The organism is Listeria aquatica, from assembly GCF_014223975.1.
In the GTDB taxonomy this organism is placed as follows: domain Bacteria; phylum Bacillota; class Bacilli; order Lactobacillales; family Listeriaceae; genus Listeria; species Listeria aquatica.
This window is the reverse complement of record NZ_JAARRM010000006.1, coordinates 65,854-90,043: the sequence shown is the minus strand read 5'-3', so window position 1 is coordinate 90,043 and position 24,190 is coordinate 65,854. Positions and strand designations below refer to the sequence as shown.

General features: G+C 36.7%; 20 protein-coding genes and 1 riboswitch. Of the genes, 16 read left to right on the top strand and 4 right to left on the bottom strand.

Annotated features, from left to right (window positions below):
• Window positions 1-169: 169 nt before the first annotated feature.
• The 5 genes from HB912_RS11840 to HB912_RS11820 all read left to right on the top strand — a co-directional run bounded on the left by HB912_RS11840 (window position 170) and on the right by HB912_RS11820 (window position 6,504).
• On the top strand, window positions 170-1,309 hold the full coding sequence (locus HB912_RS11840) for a globin domain-containing protein (RefSeq protein WP_185374841.1): 1,140 nt from the start codon (window positions 170-172) through the stop codon (window positions 1,307-1,309).
• 435 nt (window positions 1,310-1,744) lie between these two features.
• Complete coding sequence (locus HB912_RS11835) at window positions 1,745-3,121, top strand: MucBP domain-containing protein (RefSeq protein WP_185374840.1); 1,377 nt, start codon at window positions 1,745-1,747, stop codon at window positions 3,119-3,121.
• A 400-nt stretch (window positions 3,122-3,521) separates the two neighbouring features.
• On the top strand, window positions 3,522-3,914 hold the full coding sequence (locus HB912_RS11830; protein WP_185374838.1) for a DUF4064 domain-containing protein: 393 nt from the start codon (window positions 3,522-3,524) through the stop codon (window positions 3,912-3,914).
• Window positions 3,915-4,000: 86 nt separating this feature from the next.
• Window positions 4,001-4,888 (top strand): TMEM175 family protein, encoded by an 888-nt coding sequence (locus HB912_RS11825; protein ID WP_185374835.1) that lies wholly within the window; start codon window positions 4,001-4,003, stop codon window positions 4,886-4,888.
• A gap of 815 nt (window positions 4,889-5,703) precedes the next feature.
• Window positions 5,704-6,504 carry an alpha/beta fold hydrolase gene (locus HB912_RS11820; protein WP_185374833.1) on the top strand — a complete coding sequence of 267 codons (801 nt, stop codon included), beginning with the start codon at window positions 5,704-5,706 and terminating at the stop codon, window positions 6,502-6,504.
• A gap of 354 nt (window positions 6,505-6,858) precedes the next feature.
• Here the strand turns inward: HB912_RS11820 and HB912_RS11815 are convergent, their stop codons facing one another.
• From HB912_RS11815 to HB912_RS11810, 3 genes are all read right to left on the bottom strand, one after another.
• Window positions 6,859-7,539, bottom strand: coding sequence for a hypothetical protein (locus HB912_RS11815; RefSeq protein WP_185374832.1), 681 nt, complete (start codon window positions 7,537-7,539; stop codon window positions 6,859-6,861).
• 567 nt (window positions 7,540-8,106) lie between these two features.
• Window positions 8,107-8,256, bottom strand: a complete 150-nt coding sequence (locus tag HB912_RS13130) for a putative holin-like toxin (protein ID WP_221635735.1) — start codon at window positions 8,254-8,256, stop codon at window positions 8,107-8,109.
• Between the two features lie 139 nt (window positions 8,257-8,395).
• Complete coding sequence (locus tag HB912_RS11810) at window positions 8,396-9,040, bottom strand: histidine phosphatase family protein (RefSeq protein ID WP_185374830.1); 645 nt, start codon at window positions 9,038-9,040, stop codon at window positions 8,396-8,398.
• Between the two features lie 839 nt (window positions 9,041-9,879).
• Window positions 9,880-9,985, top strand: a riboswitch (TPP riboswitch).
• Between the two features lie 112 nt (window positions 9,986-10,097).
• Here HB912_RS11810 and tenA point away from each other — a divergent pair.
• The 4 genes from tenA to thiE are packed head-to-tail and all read left to right on the top strand — an operon-like array spanning window position 10,098 to window position 13,018.
• A complete protein-coding gene (gene tenA, locus HB912_RS11805) occupies window positions 10,098-10,778 on the top strand; it encodes a thiaminase II (protein WP_185374828.1) in 681 nt (226 codons plus the stop codon).
• Entirely contained in the window at window positions 10,765-11,583 is an 819-nt protein-coding gene (gene thiM / locus HB912_RS11800) for a hydroxyethylthiazole kinase (RefSeq protein WP_185374826.1), read from the top strand. Before tenA ends, thiM begins: the two co-directional genes overlap by 14 nt.
• Window positions 11,580-12,383, top strand: a complete 804-nt coding sequence (gene thiD / locus HB912_RS11795; protein WP_185374824.1) for a bifunctional hydroxymethylpyrimidine kinase/phosphomethylpyrimidine kinase — start codon at window positions 11,580-11,582, stop codon at window positions 12,381-12,383. Before thiM ends, thiD begins: the two co-directional genes overlap by 4 nt.
• Window positions 12,380-13,018, top strand: coding sequence for a thiamine phosphate synthase (thiE, locus tag HB912_RS11790; RefSeq protein WP_185374822.1), 639 nt, complete (start codon window positions 12,380-12,382; stop codon window positions 13,016-13,018). Before thiD ends, thiE begins: the two co-directional genes overlap by 4 nt.
• A 308-nt stretch (window positions 13,019-13,326) precedes the next feature.
• On the opposite strand, the gene HB912_RS11785 is transcribed toward thiE, so the two are convergent.
• Window positions 13,327-14,079 (bottom strand): LytR/AlgR family response regulator transcription factor, encoded by a 753-nt coding sequence (locus HB912_RS11785; RefSeq protein ID WP_185374820.1) that lies wholly within the window; start codon window positions 14,077-14,079, stop codon window positions 13,327-13,329.
• Between the two features lie 299 nt (window positions 14,080-14,378).
• Here HB912_RS11785 and HB912_RS11780 point away from each other — a divergent pair, with 299 nt between their 5' ends.
• From HB912_RS11780 to HB912_RS11750, 7 genes are all read left to right on the top strand, one after another.
• On the top strand, window positions 14,379-15,032 hold the full coding sequence (locus HB912_RS11780; RefSeq protein ID WP_185374818.1) for a Crp/Fnr family transcriptional regulator: 654 nt from the start codon (window positions 14,379-14,381) through the stop codon (window positions 15,030-15,032).
• Between the two features lie 92 nt (window positions 15,033-15,124).
• Window positions 15,125-18,463 carry an Ig-like domain-containing protein gene (locus HB912_RS11775; protein ID WP_185374816.1) on the top strand — a complete coding sequence of 1,113 codons (3,339 nt, stop codon included), beginning with the start codon at window positions 15,125-15,127 and terminating at the stop codon, window positions 18,461-18,463.
• 68 nt (window positions 18,464-18,531) lie between these two features.
• Complete coding sequence (locus HB912_RS11770) at window positions 18,532-19,029, top strand: hypothetical protein (RefSeq protein WP_185374814.1); 498 nt, start codon at window positions 18,532-18,534, stop codon at window positions 19,027-19,029.
• A gap of 18 nt (window positions 19,030-19,047) precedes the next feature.
• The gene (locus HB912_RS11765) at window positions 19,048-20,382 is read left to right on the top strand and encodes a tyrosine-protein kinase domain-containing protein (protein ID WP_185374812.1); all 1,335 of its coding nucleotides are present in this window, start codon (window positions 19,048-19,050) and stop codon (window positions 20,380-20,382) included.
• A gap of 44 nt (window positions 20,383-20,426) precedes the next feature.
• Entirely contained in the window at window positions 20,427-21,695 is a 1,269-nt protein-coding gene (locus HB912_RS11760; RefSeq protein ID WP_185374810.1) for a hypothetical protein, read from the top strand.
• A 42-nt stretch (window positions 21,696-21,737) separates the two neighbouring features.
• Entirely contained in the window at window positions 21,738-22,925 is a 1,188-nt protein-coding gene (locus HB912_RS11755) for a glycosyltransferase family 4 protein (protein ID WP_185374808.1), read from the top strand.
• A complete protein-coding gene (locus HB912_RS11750) occupies window positions 22,922-24,184 on the top strand; it encodes a nucleotide sugar dehydrogenase (RefSeq protein WP_185374806.1) in 1,263 nt (420 codons plus the stop codon). Before HB912_RS11755 ends, HB912_RS11750 begins: the two co-directional genes overlap by 4 nt.
• Window positions 24,185-24,190: the final 6 nt, after the last annotated feature.

The following is a 24,190-nucleotide window of genomic DNA, read 5'->3' as shown; positions in this document are numbered from 1 at the left end:
TGTTGAGGTTGAATGTAGGGAACAAGAAATGGAAAAAAATAATAGATGAAGCGAGTTTTGAGTTTCTTGAACAGATGTATTAAGCTTTTGGACTCTGAGGCGTTTTCAGTTGCTGTAAAGACCGACAAAGTAAGGCAGCGTAGCATGAACCGAATGGAGGAAAACGCAAATGTTAGATGAAAAAACAAGAAAAATCGTGAAAAGCACCATTCCATTTTTGCAAGATAAAGGAACGGAAATTACAGGTATTTTTTACCAAAATATGTTTAAAGCACACCCAGAATTGTTAAATATTTTTAACCAGAATAATCAACGTGAAGGCACGCAATCAAAGGCGCTTGCGAATACGGTGTTAGCGGCAGCTATGAACATTGATGATCTTTCTGTGCTTAAGCCACACGTGATTCAAATTGGTTATAAGCATCGCGCACTGCAAGTAAAGCCAGAACATTATCCGATTGTGGGACATCATTTGATTGAGGCAATTGGAATTGTGCTTGGTGATGCGGCGACAGATGAAATTATTGATGCATGGACAGCGGCCTATGGTGAGATTGCTCAAGTCTTTATTGATGCTGAAAAAGAAATGTACAAAGAAGAGGCTTGGCATGATTTCAAACCGTTCAAAGTGATTTCTGTTGAGAAACCGGTGGCTGGGTTTGTCAAAATTGGTTTACAGTCAGACTTTCCGATTGGCAAAGTCATTCCAGGTGAATATATTACGGTTCGAATAAAAAAGGATGGGGAAACTTATTTTTCCAATCGTCATTATTCCATCTATGCGGCAGATGAAACAAAGAACCAAGTTCATATTGCCATTCGAAAGGAAAATGAGGGTATTGTCTCGAACTATTTGATTCAAGATGTGAAACCTGGTGATGAAATATGTCTTAGTGCTCCAGCAGGGGATTTTTGTTTGGCTCAGGATAGCAAAACGAATGTACTTATTAGCTCGGGGATTGGTATGACGCCTATTTTACCTATGGCAGAAGCTTCTTATGAACAAGGTAAGAAAACGATTTGGATTCAAAACTTTCGTCACTTAACAGACAATATTTTTGAAAAGGAAGTAGCATCGCTTTGTGATAAAATAGATATTATTACCAACGAGACGAGTTCTGAAGGGCGAATCAATGCGGAAAAGTTAAAGAAATGGCTTGATTTTAATGAACAAATGGCCTTTTATCTTTGTGGCCGACCAGAATTTACAATTGGTGTGAAAAATGCTTTGATTGCTGCTGGCGCAAATGAATCAGACATCTATTATGAAGTATTTGATGCACCGAAAATGGCGACGATTTTTGACTGAGTGAAGTGGGAAATTTTAAAAATGGCGTGCTTCTCTATTTCTTTGTTTGTTTTACATACATGGAAATAGAAAGCGCGTTTTTTGTGCTGAAAAATAGGCGCATTTTTTCTGGAAAAAGGGTAATGCTTGGATGGAATTTGTAAAAACTTGAGAAAAAGCAGCTTGCAAGACCATTATTAGATTACGCATGCTGCGAATTTGGAGGAAGCCGTGGAAAAATTGAAATGCATTCGAATTTAAACATGGCGTGTTTTGTTTTTTGCTAGCTCCTAGTCAAGAAACAAAACACTTTTTATATGAAACCGAAAATTCTGTTGATATTCATGAAATAGACACAATTACAGTTTTGATGCCAAAAAATGCATTTCATTTCCTATATTCATTATATTTTTACATGTTACGATAAATGAAACAATCAATAAGGGAGTGTCGTAAATGGCCAAAAAAATTTTTAGTCTGTTAGGGATTCTGCTGATGGGGTTCTTTTTATTCACGCAACCATTACAAGCTAAGGCAGAGAGTAAACTTGAATATGATTTAGACGTTTCGTATAATCCGGCTTCTTTTGAAAAGCTTAAAGTAACTTTACCCATTCCTGAGGAGTTGCAGGGTCAGGAATTAAAATACGTAATTTCGCTGACAGATAATTTTTTTGGCTATAAATCAAGCGCTCCATTAAGAATGAAGTCGGTGGATTATACGAACACAATCGGACCGACAAGTGAGCAAAACGTCATTCAGATGTCATCAATTAATAATTTTTTTAAAAGCAGTTCAGACATTAACTACCAAGGTTTCACCATATTTATTGACTACCAAAACATGGCAGACGGTACAGTAAAACGTGTTTGGTATAACATTAAATTTATTAACGGCTTAGTGACTGCTTATTATTTGGATGAAAACGGAGATGAACTTGCACCGCCATTTAAATCTATTGGGACAATTGGAGAGCCTTACGCTGTTCAAGAAGCTCCGCAAATTCCGGGCTATTCCTTGATAAAAATAGAAGGTGCTGAGCAGCAAGGTATCTATACGGATCCGATTTTAACTAACCAAACACAAGAAATTTTTTATACCTATGCCGCAAAACCTATGCCACAAGTAGGAAAAGTCAGTGCTTCATTTGTCGATGAAAATGGGATGGAACTCGCAGAAACGGAAAATATAGAAGGCAAGGTGGGTGAACCATACCAAATCGAGGCGAAACAGCTAGAAGGGTATCAGTTAAAAACCATTAATGGGAAGCAATCAGGTCTATTTTCGTCAGAACAGCAAAGTGTCCAATTCGTTTATGAGAAAATCATCCAACCCGCTACTATAAAAGGACAGGTTACAGTTCACTTTTTAGATGAGGCAGGAAATAAACTTGCAGAAGAAGTTGTGATGGAAGGGGAAATAGGTAAGTATTACGAGGTCAGAGTACAGCCTATTTCTAACTACAGATTTAAAGAAAGTAATGGAGACCTTACGGGCTTGTATAGCAGTAAAGGTTCGGAAGTGACACTGATTTATGAAAAAAACCTAGCTCCAAACGATCCAGATGAAGATATGGACGATCCAGCAAAATCTAGTCAATCAGAAGAAGCAACTAAGGTTGGAGAAAACAAAGAAGAAGCCATCTCTACAATCAAATCAGCTTCCGAAATGGAGAAGGCTCCTGCAACACCAGTAAAATTTTCTTCAAAAAAACCAACTACAGTTAAGCCATTCTTACCTACAACTGGAGACCATTCTGAGTTACCAATGTCACTTCTTGGCCTATGGCTTGTTGTTGCTGCTGGATCTCTCTATTTATATAAAAGACAATAAAAAAATCAGTGAGTTTGATGATGCTGAATCAAAATATAGTCAAAAGTTGGCTAAAATTAAAAAGGCGCTATGCCAAAATCAGGACAAAGAATAGAGCTAGCAAATTAAGGCGGCAAAGTTCTCATTAAATAAACTTGATCTTTGCTGAAAATTATCAAGGAGAGGGATCTATCACCTCTTGCTATATCATTTTGTCCACACCTTTTAACTTAGTAGCAATCCTTGTTATTCTGGGGATGGAGGCGTTTCTTCAGAGATACATCAAAGTATTTTTGTGATAAAAAAATAACATTTAGACAAATTGTCAATAATTCGTCACGATTTACGCTTGTATTTATGCTATGATAATAAGGTCGAGTATTGTATATTATGACAAAAAAAGAAAAAGGGAGAGGCGAAAATGAATCCAAGAAAGGCTGAATTTGTTTTAACCTTAATAGCAGGAATTACAGGGATAATTGCTGGCTTATTTGGTATCTTAGGTGGAGGGCTAATAGGTGTTATATCACAGTCATCAGAGTTTACAACAAACGCTGCATATGACACTTCTGATATGGACATCCTAGCAGCGACGAGCGGTATGGTTGTTATCCTAGCAATCCTTGCATTAATAGTCGGGATCTTATTATTCATCTTTTCATTTTTTATCAAGAAAAATGCCAAGTTGTGGGGAATTTTGACGCTTATTTTAGGTGTCATTGGTTTCTTTTTAGTTGGATTCCTTTGGGTTGTACCAGGAGTTTTAGCAGTTATTGCTGGAATTATGTGCCTGGCGAGAAAAGTATCTATTTAAATGAGATTTGATTGGGAAAACGAGCAAATATTCATTTGCTCGTTTTTTGAAATTTTAAGATTGAAATAAACGGAGGAAAATCTAATATGAAAGAAAGAATAACTTTATTCAGTGATGCTATTTTCGCTATTATTTTAACAATTATGGTAATTGAATTGCCGATAAATCTGACAAGTAGCGGGGAAATTATTATTATCGACTTGATAAGTGCGATAGGCATTTACTTTATTAGTTTTTGCTTTGTTGCAGGAATTTGGTTTCAGACAGCTAATGCTTTTAATCAGGTAGAAAAAGTACGAAATCTAGATTTAGTTGTCTATTTGCTTTTGTTGTTCTTTCTCTCTCTTATTCCATCAACAACTAAGTTATTGATTGAAGATACTAGTGTTCAAACGATGCTTATTTATGGAATTTTAAATTTAATTATAATGCTCTTTTTAAAATGCTTGATTTATAGTTTAACTTTGCAGAGCACAACAAACGCTAAACTTAAAAAAAGGTACAAAAAAGAACAGATTGCACAAGGGCTTGTCACTCTTTTTCTACGTGTTTTGTTAATTATTTTTTCCATCTACTTTATTAAAGCAGCATTAATCATTTATTTAATCATCCCCATTCTTTCGTTTTTGAGTAATATTGTCGAACATGAAGAAGATCGTTTTGTTAGCTCGTTAGACGAAAGTGAGCAAGTCCAGTATTATCAAAATCGAAATAAATTATGGGGAAATCAAATGCGACGTTATTCTCAGCTGCTAAGAGAAGCTTTGAAAAATAGTGAACCAGATAGATGGCAATCTATTATAGAGGAGTGGCAAAATCAAATCGATAAAGAAATTCAGTCAAGAAAAGAAACGATGGAAAAATCACATGACCCAGGAAAATTAGAGTATGAAATTCAACAATTACAAAGACAAAAAGAACGAATTGAGCGGCAAAAGGAGCAACTTACTAGGCACCGAAAATCGAGGAAATAGAGCCGTATAAAGCAAGATTTTTTCGTAGCTATTGAGAAGAATATTCCTGAAAATCATATAGGGCTAACAAGTGTAGCAGTTATAACTGCTACACTTGTTTTGCTCGTTATAAATCCAGGTTTTTAAGTGAATGAAGACATTTTGGAGCGGAGCTATGCGAAGTTGCTGGACAATCCGTATTCCTTCATTTCACCAATCATTTACTCCTGTCTATGAAAGAAGAACGATCAAATCTAACTATTTTCACTGATCTATTTACTCGGGAGATAAAAGAGAAGTAAAAAAGTAGAAACATCCAACCAAATGCAAACATCAATTATTGAGGATTCCCTGTTTCAAGCAGACCTATACGGATAACTTCTGTGAGCTTTGTAAAGGGTGGATAAGAACCGAAAACTAGCATTGTCACCGAAAAAGAGACAAAGGATAAATCTCACCAAGAAGCTGTCAACAAAATTTCGCTTCCTAAAATAGGCGGTCAAACAGCGGAGAATGAATGGATGATAGGATTAGGTGCAGCATTCCTTTTACTCAGTGCTTATGCGTTACGTCGAACTAAAAAGAAAAACGAAGAAATGTAGACTAATTAAAAGACATGGAATTTTGCAGATTAGGGAAAAGAGGTTAAACTAAATGATTTTTGTAAGTATAGTTATACTGTCGGGGATAATAGGATTTTCAAAGTGAAAAAAGGGAGAAGGAATTAGTAGAAAAGTGAAAATTATGCTAATGTAGGTGTATACTTATTAATTTGATTTGAAAAGAAGAAAAGTATATTTTTGGTTTCTTAATTAAATACCTTGTGAGGGATAGAAATGAATACTATTCATTATAAAGAATTTGGAGTTGGAGCGCCTATTTATTTTATCCATGGAAGTGGCTTGGACTTAGAAAGTATGATTTATTTTTATGAAGGGTTGTTTGACAGCAAATCATGCTTCAGCAGAGTTTATCTAGACATTCCCGGTATGGGAGAATCCATAATCAATCAGAGAGTGAAAAATTCAGATGATATATTGCTTGAAATAAAAAAGTTTATTGATTGTCATTCTAAGGGAAGGCCGATTATTCTGTGCGGTCATTCATATGGCGGTTATATTTGTTTAGGATTGGTTCGTATCTTGTTAAGCCAGATTAGTGGCTTTTTCTTAACCTGTCCGGTTATTAGAGCAAGAAAAGACGATAGAAGTCTTGCTAAACATAAAAATATTGTTGAAGAAAGAATAAATCCAAATTATAATCAAGAATTTTTCTCAGATTATTTAAATATGAATGTTCGCATTAGTGAACATTCTTGGTTTGACTATCAGCAATCTATTTTGCCTGGATTAAAAAAAGGAATAAATACATTTTGGAAAGATATACAAGATGTAGATTATATGTTTTCATTTGAAAATATCTTAATTGACGATATTTCTGAAGTGAAAGGAAATATTTTATTAGGAAAATTTGATCAAATCGTAGGTTTTTCGGATCAAGAACAATTGATGAATAAAGAGAATATGGAAGTTTATGTTCTTGATGAAGCTGGACATAATTTGCCAATAGATGTAAAAGATGAGTTAAATAAGCATTTTTTGCGATTTATTAGGAGTTTCACGGATGATTTTGTATAGAGCATTTTCATTTAAAATAGTAATATTAAAATGGCTAGTGTTAAAACTTTATTAAGATGAGATGCGAGACTTGGCTTTGCCAGTTTTCAATATTTATAATTAACTTACCAGTGGCCTATCTCTGTGTTCGCTTATTTACTAAACAGAATGATAAAAAAGTCTAGAATTTATAAATTCTAGACTTTTTAGTGGCTATATATAAATAATTTAAATTTCTTGAAGAATTGACTCACCTTTTCGTTCTGGAAGTTGATACAAAAGTAAAGCTAAAGTATAAAAAATAGGTTATCTACTTTTCATAGATAACCTAAGAAGTGAATAACTTTTAATAGTAACTGGAAGTTTCAGGAGCTGCTAATCCCAATAAGCTGTTGTGTAAGGGCTCTCCCATGTATCGCTATTTGTACCTAAAAGTGGATATTGCAATGGATCCCATGGAGCCATAGATCTTCTAAGTGCTGATTTAAATACGTATCCTTCTGCACTGTTTTGTACCAGACGAATAGGGAAGTTTTTTTGTATATTTCCGTAGTTTATAGAAATATCCGCCATGATTTCTCCAGATATAATCCAGAGTTCTCTTGGAATCTCAACAACAATACGTGCTCCACTCACAGTGAGATCATCCTGTGAGATTGTAAAGGAGCGATCACCAAGCAGGCCTTTACGTTGCATAGTTCCGCTGATGTTTTCTTTAAATGAGGCTTGTTTAGCTAGTGTTGCAAATTCTTTAGGAAGTTCAATCGTAAGATAAGCATGATCGCCATCTACAAAGCCCGTGTCAAAGGAATGATAATGTAAATCGATGTATCCAGTTTCTAGACCTTGAATATCCCCTTTATCATAGTAAGGGACGACCGTTCCTTCCAAGTCACCAGTAGCAGTTAAAATAAGGGTTCGTGGTTGAGGTTTCTGGCTTTCGTTAGTAGATTCTTGATTTGCACTTTGTGCATGAGCTGATGGAGGGGGTGCTAGTGCAAAAGAAGAACTGAACAATAATGCAGATAAGCCAACAACAAAAACTTTTCTAAACATTTAAAACTCCTCCTTTATTCTTTAATACACACTCATTATATATCCATACAAACAATAAGTGAACTCAAAACGAAATATTTAACAAATTATACTTATTGTTGTTTAAATGTGGAGTTATTCACAATAAATCATATTGATTTACAGGAATAAAAGGAGTAACATTAATTATTAAACGTTTTATTTATAGTTCTGGATTAAAACTCTGTCAAAACCTCCTCATACAAACTAGGAGGTTGTGTGGGGATTTTTTATAATTCTATTGAATGATTTTGAATTGATACTTGAGTGTGACTATCTCTATAATAAAAGTAAAGAGATAAGAAAGAAGTGCTTTTATGAAAGTGAGAGGGGGAGCATATTTTTGAGTGGTCCATTTTTCTTGATTTGGAGTCAGGCCAGTATGCCTAACATGCTGAATACGGTAGCGGATCAGCAAAAGATTTCGAAGTAGCGAAAAATCTGGCGATGATTAGTGTTTTTTACTCGATTTATTGACTGAATAGGCATGCTATTATAAACATGAAAAGAGAGCCATGCGTGAACATGACTCCCTAAACAGTAGCACCGTTAAAAAGACGGTGGCGGAGATAAAGATAAATTAGAAAGTAATCTCTGCCAGGTCAGGTAAATGAGGTTACTTTCTTTTTTTTCGTTTAGCTTAATCAACACAACAACAAGACCAACAAATGAAAGCACAAAACTTCCAAAGTCGAGCATGAGCTACGAGGAACTTACAAAATAGCAAGCATCTAAACTAATGCTCGGAGCGTTTCAGCGTAACATGCCACCGCTTTGCGGCAACAAACGAGCTAGTCGTTGTAAAAATACAATTCTCGCCCCGAGCCGCATAGGCATATCATGTAAGGATAGAAAAATTTTTACCATCCCATTTAATAGTAATAATATCAACATTTTTGATTTTAGGTTTTTTTCGCAACATTTCTTTTGAAAATAAATACAGCAATGTTTTAATAGCAAAAGCATGAGTAACAATCAGGACGTTTGGATTATTCAAGTGAATAAAATGATCAGCTGTATCTTTGAGAAAACTTTCCAATCTATCCGTAATCATATGAAACGGTTCAACCATACCTGTTATGTCGGATTTATAAATAATCTCATGAACTTCTGGCAGACGGAAATTAAGTTCTGAAAAATCATTTTGTATCTGTAATTCATTCATCATACTGGAAATAAACTTATTATTATTTTCTGCTTCCCAGCAGCCCAAACACCATTCGCGGAGTCTTTTATCAGTAATAACTTGCAGTTCATTTTGCCCCTGTGCAGTTAATATGGTTTTTCCAGTCTGTAAAGCTCTGGATGTATCACTGGAAAATGCAGCTGAAAATTGGACATTTTTTAGTTGCAGTCCTAGTTGTGAGGCTGTTTGGATTCCTCTTTCAGTTAATGGGGAATCTACCCAACCTTGTGCTTTATGTAAATGGTTAAGTAATGTTTCCCCATGTCGAGTAACATAGAAAGTAACTGTTGAATTCATGTTTTAGCCTCCGAAATAATCTTATCTAATCCCTTTACCTTATCAGCAATAGTCGAACCAAGAAATTACTAACATTGTACCAGACCCACCCGCCCAAAACAACGCTAAAGTAAAGGCGTAACGGCGGGATGTAGATATTAGAAGGAGAATATATTCCTTTGTTCTTCGACTTGGCGGTGTTGAAGTAAAGTTGTCTTCAAATTTAACAGACTATGGAATTTGTTCCGCTACTTCCATTGGATGGAATAGAGAATGTAGAATACTTAGACAGAGTAAAAATAAGAGAGCATTCAGTCATTATAGAAAGATATAGTTTGATGGTTAAAGCGGTCTTAGATAAATATAAAATTGAACAATTCTATCAATAAGTTGAAAATATGTGTTAGTTTTTGTGGATGGGGGCATTTTTTGCTTGTTTATTTTTAGCAAATCGAATTTTTTGTCAAAGTCATAAAGAACAACTATGTGATTTGGAAAGTAGTCATTACATTTGTCTGTCCATTATTTATTTTGGTGACAATGGGAGCAATTTTTTATGCCTTGTTAGGTGAAGGGGATAAATAGTAAATTATAATATAGGAAGATGTGAAAGATCGTGAATTGAATTTCAAGTCTAGAAGTTATAACTTTTAGACTTGTTTTGCTGTAACGAAAGAACAGGACTTTTCGTATAGTGATCTTAGTTTTGTTTTGAATAATTCAATACATTAAAGGGAATTGGAGGCCATTTTAAGATAAGCCGACAAAAACTATTCTGTATAAAAATCAGTTTTGGCTGAGTAAAATGGAGGAAAGTTGTCGCTTGGAATAGGCTATGTTATGATTGAAAAAAGTAAATAATGCAACACTAGGGGGGCCACGGTTGTGGCTGAGATAGGAAGTGTACTTTCTGACCCTTTGAACCTGTTTGTTAGTGCAAGCGTAGGGAAGTGGAAATTTCAAAAAGCAACGTGCTTTTCTATTTCTTTGTTTGTTTTTACATACATGGAAACAGAAAGTGCGTTTTTTTGTGCTAAGAAATAGGCGCATTTTTTCTAAAAGAAAGGATGATGGCTATATGGAATTTGTGAAGATTTGGGAAGAAGAAGCAAACGATGTTTGGCAGGAAAGTCTCAAACACCCATTTGTGCAGGGACTAGTAGATGGCACACTTGAAGAAGACAAATTTATTCATTATTTATTACAGGATTACTATTATCTAACACATTTTGTGAGAGTGATTAAACTAGCAAAAAGACAAGTATGTGATCCTAAAATTAAGAAAGAATTAAATCAAGTGCTTAGACGCCTAAGTGCCTCTGAGCTAAGCATGCGGCAAACCTTTTATCCTAGAGCTGGAATTAAGGAACAAAATCTACTTGTGGTACAACCGTCACCTGCAGCCTATCACTATACTTCTCATCTATATAGGACGGCTTTTGCTGATGAATTTGGAGTAACGATGGCTTCGCTTCTGCCTTGCTATGCGTTATATGCAGATATGGGCAATCTATATGCGAAGGAAAAAAGTCCAAATCCGCTTTATCAAGAGTTATTAACAAGCTATTCGGCGGATGAATATCAGGCAGCAGTTTTCTTGCAGAAAGAACTTGTGGAAAATGCAGCGCAAGATGCTGATAAAAAAGTACGTGAACAGATGCGAAAAAGCTTTTTAATCAGCGCAGAATTAGAAGTTGAGTTTTTCGATATGGCATTCCAAAAACAAATGTGGCGAGGTGTAAAAAATGCGACGATTTGATTCATTAGAGCAAGTGAAAAAGGGAAATCCATTAGTGCATAATATGACAAATATCGTTGTGGCTGGAGATTTGGCTGATGGTTTACTTGCGATTGGTGCTTCACCCATTATGGCATCGGCTTTAGAAGAAGTAGCCGAGATGGCGGAGAATGCTGATGTGCTTGTCATGAATATTGGCACGCTTGATGCTGAACTTGTTCGGGCGATGAAACGGGCTGGAGCAGCGGCGAATGAAGCAGGGAAGCCCGTTGTACTCGATCCAGTTGGTGTTGGAGCAACAAGTTTTCGCCGTGAAGTAGTAGCTGAACTACTTGAGACAATAAGGTTTACGGCGATTCGCGGTAATGCGAGTGAGATGGCCGTGCTCGCTGGTGTAGAATGGCAGGGCAAAGGTGTTGATGCAGGTAGTGATCATGTAGATCAAATCGAGATTGCACGACAAGTGGCGAAAAAGCACAAAACAATCGCCGTTTTGAGTGGAGCGAGCGATGTGATTTCAGATGGTAAACGGTTTGCGAAAATCACAAATGGTAGTTCACTTTTACCGAGAATTACGGGTTCGGGCTGTCTTTTGAGTGCGGTTTGTGGGGCCTTTATTGCGACTTTACCGATTGATGCGGCTTACATGGCGTGCCTTGAGGCCTGTGCGAGCTATGCGGTTGCTTCTGAATTTGCAGAAGAAAGCCTTAGTGCCAAAAATTTACCGGGATCATTTCGGCCAGCATTTCTGGATGCGCTCGCGAATTGGTCGAAAGAGGCCATTCAGGAGCACGTCTTCATTGAAGAAGGGAGGCATGCGGAATGAAAATTGCACAGGCATTAACAATTGCAGGTTCTGACAGCGGTGGTGGTGCTGGCATCCAAGCAGACTTGAAAACTTTTCAAGAACGTGGGGTTTATGGGATGTCTGTTTTGACGGCGGTGACGGCTCAGAATACACTTGGCGTAAAGTCGTTTCATAAGGTTCCGCTTGTGACTTTGGATGATCAGCTGGATGCGATTCGGGAGGATTTAATGCCACAAGCGGTGAAAACGGGGATGCTAGTAGATGCAGAAATTATACACCACGTGGCACAAGAATTAAAAGATTGGCCTGGAATGCAACTGGTGATCGATCCTGTGATGATTGCAAAAGGCGGAGAAGCTTTACTGGAATGGGAAGCTCTTCAAACGCTTCGGAGGGAGTTGCTTCCGCTTGCAACTTTGGTTACACCGAATATTCCTGAAGCAGAAGCTTTAGTTGGAATGTCCATTGAGACGGTAGAGGATACGGAACAGGCAGCACGGATGCTCGTAGATTTGGGGGCAGGTGCTGTGGTGATCAAGGGAGGTCACGCCGATATGAAGCAAGCCGCGGATTTCTTTTTTAGTTCGGAGCTCGCAACGTGGCTTACAAGCAAGCGATTTGATACGAAGCACACACACGGGACAGGGTGCACGTTTTCAGCTTGCATCACAGCAGAGCTTGCGAAAGGCACTTCACTTGCTGAAAGTGTTCGTATTGGAAAAGAGTTTATCAGTTGTGCGATTGAGCAAACACTTGGAATAGGTCATGGTCACGGTCCAACCAATCATTTTGCTTATCGGGAGCGTGAATGGAAATGAGGCAAGAACTAGCTGTTTATTTAGTAGCAGGAACGCAGGATGTCGCGAAGGGGGATTTGGTCGGCTTTCTGGAGAAAGCCTTACAAGCAGGGATTACTTGTTTCCAGTTTCGAGAAAAAGGGGTCGGTAGCTTGACAGATCGTGTTCAGATAATCGAAATGGCACGGAAATGTCAACTGCTTTGCGAAAGGTATCGGGTACCTTTTTTTGTGAACGATGATATCGAGCTTGCGCTTATTCTCGGGGCAGATGGTATTCATGTTGGTCAAGATGATCGCCAAATCCAAGAAGTGATCGCTCTTTGTGGTACGAAAATGAAGGTGGGCTTGTCGGTGAGCACGGTGGAAGAGGCAGTTGTTGCAAGTAGAATGGAAGGAATTGATTATCTAGGTGCTGGACCAATTTTTGCAACACGGTCAAAAAGCGATGCGAAGGCACCATCTGGGGTCGTACTACTCAAACAAATGAGAGATTTAGGGATTACGTTACCGGTGGTTGCCATTGGAGGAATCACGATTGAAAATGTCGCTCGTGTGCTACAGGCAGGAGCAGATGGAGTGGCGGTGATTTCTGCACTTACGCGTGCTACGGAGTTAGAGGGGGATATAAAAAAATTTAAGGGTCATTGTGTTTGAATGCAGGAGTGTTTTGTTTCTTGATTAAAAGTTATCAAGAAATGAAACACTTTGTTTATTATGAAACCAAAAAAACAGTACGAGGATATTTTTTTAAAGAGAATATCCTCGTACTGTTTTCTTGCGTATGAAGGGCGGGAAAAACTTACTTAGATCATTTGTCCAATATTTTGAGACTAATTGGTTTTAAATTTGTTTTCATGCTAATTATATTTAGAAACAACATAAATTTAACAGTAAACAGCATGAATTTAATTTTTTTTTCTACAAAGCTTGTTATTATTAATACACGAGGGAAGCTTATAACACTAACTCATCCATTTGATAAACAGAGGATCATTAACTACCTTTCTTACAATATGTGGTGTAAGAGATAATTTTGAATCGCCTTTAAAGATAAGTTTCCCCTCCCCAACATCTGCCTCGATGATATTTTTAACATTAAAAACATAAGATTTTAGATTTGTTAAGAAGATATCTTTAGGAACCAACTTTTTAACCTTCCCAATAGACATTCCTATAATTTTTTCAGAATTCGAAGTTTGCATTAAAACATGGTAGCGATTTTTAGGAAGAGCCCTAAAGAAATTAATTTCTCTTGCAGGATAGATTAATTTGTTAAAAGAGGAATTTAAAACGACACGTTGTTCTAATTTTGGAGAATAAATCCATTCAAAAGCTTTATGGAACACTTTTTCTAAATTTAATTGTGAGAACTGAACATCTTTAATGATATAAGCAAAAGGCTTTAGGTGTTTATTTATCACTTCAAGTCCCTTTGTATTGTCTGCAGTTATAAAGATCAAAATACATTCTTCATTGATTTGGCGAATGCGTTCAGCAAGATCAAGTCCGCTAAAGTAAGAATTCAAATCAATATCAATTAAAAAAATGTCAAGGTCACTAATCGATCTATTTGATATTTCTTGAGCAAATGAATTAAATTCAGTGACAATCTCAATCTCATATTCAAATGTATTCACTTCATCAATGGCATGAATGGATTTAAGTATGTACTCACGGTGTAAAAAATTATCCTCAAGTATATAGAGCTTTTTCAATAGGGCCTACCTCCATTTTATGGACTATTTATGTAATATTGTAAGATTATCCAGTTGAGAACAGATAATACAAATTTAAACACAATAGGAATTTCAGTAAACTTTCTCTCTTGAGAGTAGATTTATTATAGCAATGATCATAGTAATTGTCAGGTATATAAGTTTATTACAATTAAAAAAGAAATGTCAAAAAAATGTCAATATTTATTTTGAAAACAAATGATTTAATTTGTTTTTCTTAGTGAAAGACACATTTTAAAAAGTTATTCTAAATGAAAGCAGAAGGAGGGGGGCGCCTTTTGAACTACACAGAATATCATGAACTGATACAAAAAGAAGATATGTTAGATGAGTACATTAATAAAAATATACCTTTCAGAAATATCCAGTTAAAGAAGAGGGAAGAGCTAGTTCTTACATCTAATGAGACAACTTATGTGGCGAGCGGAACAATAGGACAATTACATCCTATAAAAGAAAATTTTATTTTTAACCTTTCTACTAGCGGAAATTTTATTATGTTATTGACCTCGGAAGACTATATTTATAGTAAAGTATATAAAGTTATGGCTATTGAAGATGCTGATTTGAATATTTTTAATACTAGTAATATTCTGGATTTTTTAGATTCAAATCAATTTCTTTCAGACTTTTTATATGAACAATTGAAAAAAGAAACAGCAATACTTGAATCTAATATTAATTTGGCCGTGAGATCAAGTCGAGATAAAGTTCTCTTTACGTTACAGCTTATTGCTACAAAATGTGGTGTGATAAATACTGGAAATCCTAATTGGGTAGTGTTGCCTAAATGGGTGCGTATCAAGTTATTAGCAAAAATGAGTAACACTTCCATTTCAATGACATCTCAGAGTGTGAAACAACTTTCAGACGAAGGAATTTTAAGCAATTCAACTTTAGAATCAAACTGGCGATTGAATGTAGGAAAGTAGTTACGTTTATAGAAGAAAAAATTAAGGGGGTGGTCATCAAAAAGTTGAAGAAGCAAGGCATCATTGAAAATTGAAAAAGGAGAATTGGGAAAATGAATAAAAAGAAAAGTATTAAAAAAGGTATTATTTTAGGGGTTGCTTCATTAACGGTTGGAAGTCAAATATTGTTAGCTCCTATGAATGTGTTAGCGGATAGTGTGCAATCATCTGATACTTCTAATGTGACAAAAGCTAAGGCACTTGCAACAAGTATTCAAGGAAGAGCATTAGGAACAAGAATCGTTGATGCGTCAAATTTTGATGAGTTTAAAGCAGCAATGCAAGATGCGACAGTTAAACAAATTAACTTAACAGGGGATATTTCTTTCCCAGATACAGTTAGTCAGGATGTACGTGCCAATCATTCTGTTGTGATTGAAGGGAATAACCACACGATCCACATGTATCGTCAAACTATAAATGGAGAACAAGATGGAATTAATACCATTACTTTCCAAAACGTCAATATCGATGCTACTTATCAAGTAATTGACTGGGCAGCTTATGGATTAGTAAAATCTTCTGTTAACGGATATGTCGTTAATTTGGATAATGTGACTTATAATGGCCCGCAAGTTGCTTGGTTATTAGGAGGAACATTGAATATTTCTGGAAATACTACGCTTAATGCTCATTATACACAAGAAATTGCTGAAGTGAAGAACATTTACTTTAAATCAGGTTCGAATGTTTCCCTGCAAAATACAGAAGGTACGGGAAATAATATCTATATTGCTAATCAAGGGAATGCTATTATTGAAGACAACGCAAAGGTGAAAATCACTACAAAAGGTATCGGAATTTACGCTGATGGAACTTCTGTTATCAAAGTGGGGAATGGTTCATCATTAGATATCATAAGCAAAAACCAAGGGATTTATGCACCATCATCTGAAGTGACTTTCGGAAAAGGTTCTTCGACAAACTTAACTTACTATGCTACTGATGTGGCAAATATCGCACGGTTATATGGTAGAACAGTTACGCTTGACGGAACGAAGGCTTTCAATGTTACTAGTGCTCCAGAGACTCCTTATGCGATTTATATGGCAGGCGGATCATTTTCGATCAATAACAATAGTATTTTTGATATCAATAACCAAAATGTGGCAAACGGTTCTCCATTCTATGGTTCAGGAACAAATCTTTCTTTTGATAATCAACAAGTAAATGCCTTTAATCGTGGAAATTCAACAGAAGCACCTGATTATACGTGGGATGGTTTAGTAGGAACTTCGTATCTTTCTGGTATAAATTCTTCCAATAATAGTTCTCAAACAAGCAGTTTTGTGAATGGCTTTAAAAACCAAAACTTCCACAGACTTACTTCAACAGGTGTACCGGATACTACTGCACCAGACGCACCAACAGTAAATACGATTAATGACAAAACAACGGAAGTAACAGGTAAAGCAGAACCGGGATCCACAGTGACGGTTTCGGCTGGAGGAAAAGTGATTGGAACTGGAACCGCTGATGCAGATGGTAATTACACTGTATCAATTCCAGCTCAGGATGCGGGAACAATTGTTTCTGTAGACGCAACGGATGAAGCGGGAAATAAAAGCGACAGTACAGATAAGGTTGTAGCAGCAACATCTTTAGAAAATCCAACTGTCAATAAAGTTGGAGATAGTGATACGACTATAACCGGGACTGCAACTCCAGGAGCAAAAGTAACCATTGCGATTCCAAATGATAATGGAGGAACACTTACTTACACTGGAACAGCTGGAACAGATGGTAAGTATAGCATTACAATTGGTAAACAAAAAGTAGGAACTAAAATTAATGTTTCAGCTTCGAAAGACGGTTTAGATAGTGGGACTGTGACTACTACCGTTGTAGATACCACAGCGCCTGCACAACCAACTTTAAAGGCAGTTTCTGACATAGATACAAAAGTAACCGGTACAGCTGAAGCGGGTTCTACTGTAACAATTAAGTCTGGAGATGTTGTAATCGCTAAAGCAACTGCAGATGCAAATGGAAACTATTCAGCAACGATCACTTCACAAAAAGGTGGATCTGTAATCACTGTAACTGCAACAGATAAAGCGGGTAATGTAAGCCCAGCATCTAGTGTGACAGTGAAAAATACAACACTTAGTGCACCAACGATTTCTCCTGTAACGGCAGACCAAACATCTGTAACAGTTACTGGTAACCCTGGAGCAGAAATTGTAATCACGCTTCCAGATGGAACAAGCATGTCCAGAATAGCGGATGCAAGCGGGAAAGCTACATTTACAATTTCAAAATTAACAGCTGGATCTATTTTGAGTGCAACGCAAACAGGCGCTAATGGAATTGCAAGCAATGCAGCAAAAGTAACTGTTTCAGCTGGACAGTTAGATGCTCCTACAATTGATAAATATGTTATAAATAGTAGTTATGTAACGGGTACAGCTCCAAGTGGTGCAAAACGAGTTGCTTTGTATTCAAACGGAGTATTAGTTCGTTACGGAGCAGTAGCAGCAGACGGCACATATTCAGTATGGGGTAAAGATGCGTTAAAAACAGTTGGTCAAACATTTGATGTTTATGCAGTTGATGCTAATGGAAAGCTGGGTAAAAAAGCAAGTTCAACAGTTGTTTCTGGAAAATCATTAGTTACAACAGCACCAACTATTGATGAATATAAGCTTGGTAGCACTTATGTAACAGGTACAGTTGGTGAAAATACAAAACGAATTGCACTTTATGTTGATGGACAACTAGCGCGCTACGGAGCAGTAGCGGCAGATGGCACTTACAAAATTTGGGGTAAAGATTTTCTAACAAAAATTGGGCAGTCATTTGAAATTCGTCCAGTTGATGCAAATGGAATCGAAGGCCCAGCAGCAACGGCAAAAGTCGTTTCTAATACTTCACTCGTAACAACAGCACCAACCATTGCTGATTATACTCTAGGTGAGACTTATATAACAGGAACAGTTGGTGAAAACACAAAACGAATTGCACTCTATGTAAATGGGCAGCTTGCGCGTTATGGAGCAGTAGCGGCAGATGGTACGTACAAAATCTGGGGTAAAGATACTCTGACTGCAGCTGGCCAAACATTTGAAGTTCGTCCAGTCGATCAGAATGGCACAGTAGGTCCAGCAGCAACGGCAACTGTAAAAGGTAAAAGTGCCTCTACAATTGGGGCACCAGTTATTAATGATTATAAAGCGGCAACAAGTTACGTAACAGGAACAGTTTCAGAAGGAACTAAACGAATTGCACTATACGTTGATGGAAAACTAGTTCGTTACGGGGCGGTAGCAACAGATGGCACTTACAAAATTTGGGCAAGCGATATTTTAAAAACTGCAGGTCAAACATTTGAAGTGCATCCTGTGGATGCAAATGGAATTGAAGGAAACAGTACAACAAGTGTAGTCAAATGATGAATGTTTATAGTCTGTCCGGTTTCTAGCCGGACAGATTATAAATAGATGCTGATGGAGGTAATGTGGTGAAAGCAATTCAATTTTTAACAATTCTTTTTATTTTGAGCATACCACTGATTTTAACGGGTTGTGCTGGTCACAGCTCTTCAAATGAAAAACATAAATCTACGGAAAAACAATCCATTATCACGGAAAAACCATTTACAGTTGAGGTCAATGAAACTAAAAAATGGAGGAACATCTCCATTACAATCAAGCAAATAAATGTGAGCTACATTAAAAATAAACAGAAATTAGAAATTGTAACAGCAGTGAAGAATGAATCAAAGAATGAGGTTTTTGGAATTGGAGCAGGAGATTTTAACTTAGAAAATAATGCTGGTGAAGTATATAAAGTGGCAGAGGGAGACAATCTAGGAGGAGAGGTCGAAGCTTTGAAAACGCTTGAAGGAAGTATGTATTTTGAAACCACAAAATCATCAAAATCGTTTATGCTTTCATATTTACAAGATGGGGAAAAGGTCCTCAAATGGGATCTTAACATAGAAAGAAAAGGAAAATAGTGGGTAACGGGGGAAACTATGAACAAAACAATTAGGTTGTCATATCTGCTGTTCCTTGTGAAAAAATACTGGCTCTTTATTGGCGTAGTCATGATTGTAGCAGTCCTTGCAGGAGTAACAATAACAAAATTTGTTATCACGCCGACCTATAGTGCATCTTCATGGGTTGTTGCAAAACCACCATCCAGCGAAACAAGTGATGCAAACGATATTCAGTTACTAAACACATATAAAAATATTGTTACAAGTGATGTTGTATTAGATGACGTGAAAAAAAAGCTTGAAATTCCAGATGCAATGGATATTTCAAAACAAATTAATATCTCAAATGACAGCAATTCTCGAGCTCTAGAAATCAGTGCCAAGGATAACGATGCGGCTAGAGCTGTTGAACTTGTTAATCAAACAGCACAATCATTAAAAAAAGAAGTAAAAAAAATATGGGATATGGATTCTATTCAAATTATTTCGCTTTCTAATATGAATAAAATTCAAGATCCGGTGAGCCCCAATTTAAAAACGAATTTGTTCATTGCAGTTATTATGGGGCTACTTGTATCGGGATTAGGAATTATTGTAATAGAGCTTATTAAGTCGCCGTTAAGAACTGATAATGAAATTCGTGAGATTACTCAAATCCCAATAATTGGACATATTATTAACTATACGAAAACTAAAAAGGATTCTGCAACAAGGAAGATACTAACAGGTTACAGCGGGGGAAATAGTCTCATTAATCATGCTGTGGAAGACTTTAGAATGCTCTGTGCCAATTTAACTATTCTTGGAAAAAATAAGCATTTGAAGACCTTTACTTTCACGTCAATACGAGGAGGAGAAGGGAAGTCAAGTACAGTTGCCAATGTAGCTGCAATATTTGGCAACCAAAACCTTAAAGTTTTAGTAATTGATGCTGATCTTCGTCTGCCAAAGCAGCATAAGATTTGGCGAACGTCGAATTCTGTGGGGCTAGCAGATGTTATGCTTTCAAATTTAGCTTTTAAAGAAGCGGTTCAATCTTCTTATATCGACCAAGTTGATTTAATTACATCTGGAACGGTCTCCGTAGACCCATCAAATCTATTAAGTAATCAAAGCGTAAAGGCTCTTTTATCTTGGGCAAAAGAAGAGTATGACTTTGTTTTAATTGATGCACCTCCATCTTTTATTTCAGATACATTTTATGTTGCTAAAGAAAGTGATGGGACGATTCTTGTCGTTGAAATGGGGAAAACAACGAAACAAAAATTTGCCAAAGGGCTGAGTGATTTCAACTTAGTCAACCTCCCTATCTATGGCATTGTTAAAAATAAAGTACAGATGCAGGAGGAAACGTCCAATTACTATCTGTAAAGTGAAATGAAAATAAAGAGTAGGTGGTCACGATCAGTTTTGACTTGAATAAAATAGTGACAATTTTATCAATTCTAGGTTATATCTTCTTTCTTCAATATGCATACAGTCATCTAATTTCACCCGTATATAGTTACTATACACTGACAAACTTGCATCCAAGTGCTGGGGTTCATTTACTTTCTGCTTTTTTAGCTGTTCTCCCTGCTTGCTTTGCAAACATTTCTGTTAAGCGACCTAGTCAAGCTGTTTTCTGGATTTTATATCTATTTGTTGCTGTTCCTATCATGATTATCCCGGATTATGTGAGGGAAAATCCATTTGATGATTTCTTCTTTTTTAAGTTATGTGTACTTCTCTCGCTTTGCATTCTTTACGGAGCGGGGAAAATGAATTTGTTAGAGGTCTATCAGTTTAAAGTTTATCCGCTTTTTATCAAATTGGGGTTAGGGGTTCTTGCGATCGGGTTGCTTTTCATTTTGATTAAAACGTATGGACTTAAAACAAAGCTGGTTGGTTTTGATGATGTCTATGATGTGCGTTTTAGTTACCGAGATTCGACGATTGGAATTTCAGGTTATGTGCTCAGCTGGTGGTCAAAAATTGTCGGACCAGGACTGTTCGTTTGGGGAATTGTTTCTAAAAAATACTTATTTTTATTTTTGGGACTTGTAGCGCAGTTTATTGCCTACAATATTTCCGGACAAAAATCGATTATTTTATCGGTCGTTTTTATTGTTGCGGTAATGCTTGCCATGTTCAAAAAGGGACAATTTTTTGGAAGGAACTTTTCGATTCTTGCATTCTTACTTGTAACTGGTTGTTTTTTAATGGATCAACTGAGTGGAGGGATAGCTTTTACGGAGTTGATTTCTAGACGACTTTTGATGCTCCCTGCGGTTTTAACCAGTCACTATTTTGACTTCTTTTCCATTAACCCACAAACGCATCTTGGACATAGTGTGTTAGGGTGGTTATTTCCATATTCTTATCATTCGACTCCTGCGTTTTTGATTGGGGAGACTTATTTTGGAGATGCAGAAGTTTCAGCTAATGCAAATTTATGGGCGGATGCTTTTTCCGCGTTTGGATATTTTGGTGTTTTTCTTTTCACCTGTATTCTTTCATTCATACTATGGATCTATGATAGCTTTGTTGAGGGCAAAAATGTACTGTTCTTCACAGGATTTATTGTTATGCCTGTCTGGGGATTAATTGATTCCTCACTTATTACGAGTATGCTAACGCATGGTATTTTAATTGCTATTTTGTTGGCTTGTTTTTTAAGGACGGATGGAATTAAAAGTAAGTGAGCTTTCTTGCTAGTTAATAAATATGAGATAGAAAGGGAAGTTATGAAGTTAATCTATATAACACAGCATTTTTCGAGTAAATCGGGATTAACACGCCCGTATGAGATAAGTAAACACCTAAAAAAATTAGGGTGGGAAATTTTAGTAGTGTGCGGGGAAAACAAAGATGATGTGACGGATATTGTGGTGAAAACAACACGTACAAAATATAACCAAAAATATGGATTTGTTAAAAGGGTACTTTCTTTTGTGCATTACATGTTAAAAAGCATACTTTTAGCACTTAAAGAAAAAGATGTTGATGCAGTTTATGCAAGTTCGCCTCCCATTACAGTTGGTATCGCAGGTGCCCTTGTCGCTAAAATGAAACATCGTTCTTTTATTTTTGAAGTTCGCGATGTTTGGCCTGATGCTCCGATCCAACTGGGATTTATACAAAATCGGATCTTGCAAAAAATAATGATACGGATTGAAAGATGGCTTTATAAAGCGGCGGATCAAATTATTGTTTTATCTCCAGCAATGGAAAAAAATCTAGTGAAAAAAGGGGTTGACGTAAAGAAAATTAAGGTTATTTCAAACTTTGCTCATTTAGATCGCTTTAGAAAATGGGGAGGCTTAGATGCGCGAAAGCAAGTGGAAAAACAGTATCCCGAATTAGAGGAGAAGTGCATTTGTCTTTATCCAGGTACGTTTGGCTTTGCAAATAATCTAGACTTTATTCTAGATGTTGCAACAACATTTTATAATCCTAATATCGCATATGTCCTGATCGGTGATGGAAAAGAGAAGGAAAACCTAGTGAAGCGGGTTAAAAAAGAAAATATTCAAAATGTATTTATTTTAGATGGGGTTTCTAAAGAAAGTGTCTATGCGTGGATTGCTGCTTGTGATGTAGGCATGGTGATTTTAGGAGACTATCCTGTTTTACATGAAAACAGTTCAAACAAGTTTTTTGACTATTTGGCTGCTGGAAAGCCTGTAATTTTAAATTTTGAAGGGTGGCAAAGTCAATTACTGGCTGAATACAAAGCGGGATTTGGAGTAAGAGCGGAACATAAAGAAGCATTTTACGAAATACTGAAATCCTTACAAGAAGATCTAGAACAAAGAAAGCAAATGGGCAAAAATGCGAAAACTTTAGCCCAACAATTTTTTGAGCGAAATCAATTGCTTAACCAATTAGAAGGCGTTTTGACTCATCAAGTTGGGAAAGGAAAGGGAAAATGAAATTGACAGTTCTTGGGCTAGGCTATATTGGACTTCCTACTGCGGTGATGTTCGCGAATCACGGCGTTCAGGTGAGGGGATTTGATACAAGTCCAGCCGTCATCGAAGCTCTTCAAAATAATAAAATTCATATTGAGGAAAATGGACTTCAAGAAGCGTTTGAAGATGCTGTCGAGGATAATCTTGTTATTCAAAACAAAATGGAGAAGTCTGATGTATTTATTATCGCCGTTCCAACACCAAATAAAATAGATAAGTCTTGTGATATGACCTATGTACTTCAAGCAGTAAAAGAGGTTCTGCCGTTCTTGGAAAAAGGGAATACGGTTATTGTTGAGTCTACCATTGAGCCAAGAGCCACAAGAGATTTGGTTGCACCTCTTATTTCTGATAAGGGTTTTATCATAGGAAAGGATATTTTTCTTGTTCATTGTCCTGAACGTGTTTTGCCAGGACAAATTTTACGGGAACTGGAGGAAAATAACCGGATTATCGGTGGAATGACGGAAGCTTGTGCAAACAAGGGGGCTGAAATCTATCAAACTTTTGTAAAAGGTAAATGTTTAAAAACAGATACTACGACTGCCGAACTGAGTAAATTAATGGAAAATACGTATCGGGATGTCAATATTGCACTTGCCAATGAACTTGTACTGATTGCTGAAGTTCTTGGGGCAAATGCACTCCATGTGATTGAACTTGCAAACGAGCATCAGCGAGTTCATATCCATAATCCAGGGCCTGGTGTTGGCGGACACTGTTTGGCGGTTGATCCTTATTTCATTATCTCAAAAGCGCCTGAACAAGCAAAATTGATTGAGCAAGCGCGTGATATTAATTGTTCAATGCCAAATTTTGTTGTTAAGCAAATTGATCGATTAATGGATGAGGCGCCAACTCAAAAAATAGTGATTCTCGGATTAACTTATAAAGGAAATGTAGATGATATGCGCGAAAGCCCAGCGCTTGAAATTGTTGAACGTTTAAAAAGAGCAGGGCGATACGAAATTGAATTATATGATCCGCATGTGAAAGGTAATTCAGGTAATAAGGAGTTGTTAATGGAGAAATTTTGTGGGGCTTCTTTAGCTGTAGTTTTAGCCGATCATAACGAATTTATGACACTCGATCACGAACTTGTTCAAGCAATGGCTGCTCCTAAGGTCTTTGATACGAAGCAAATTGTGCAAGAAAGCAGAGGGCTTGAAATTATTCGATTAGGAAATAGTCAATCTGTTGTTGGGGCCATAGAAGTATAAATGTTT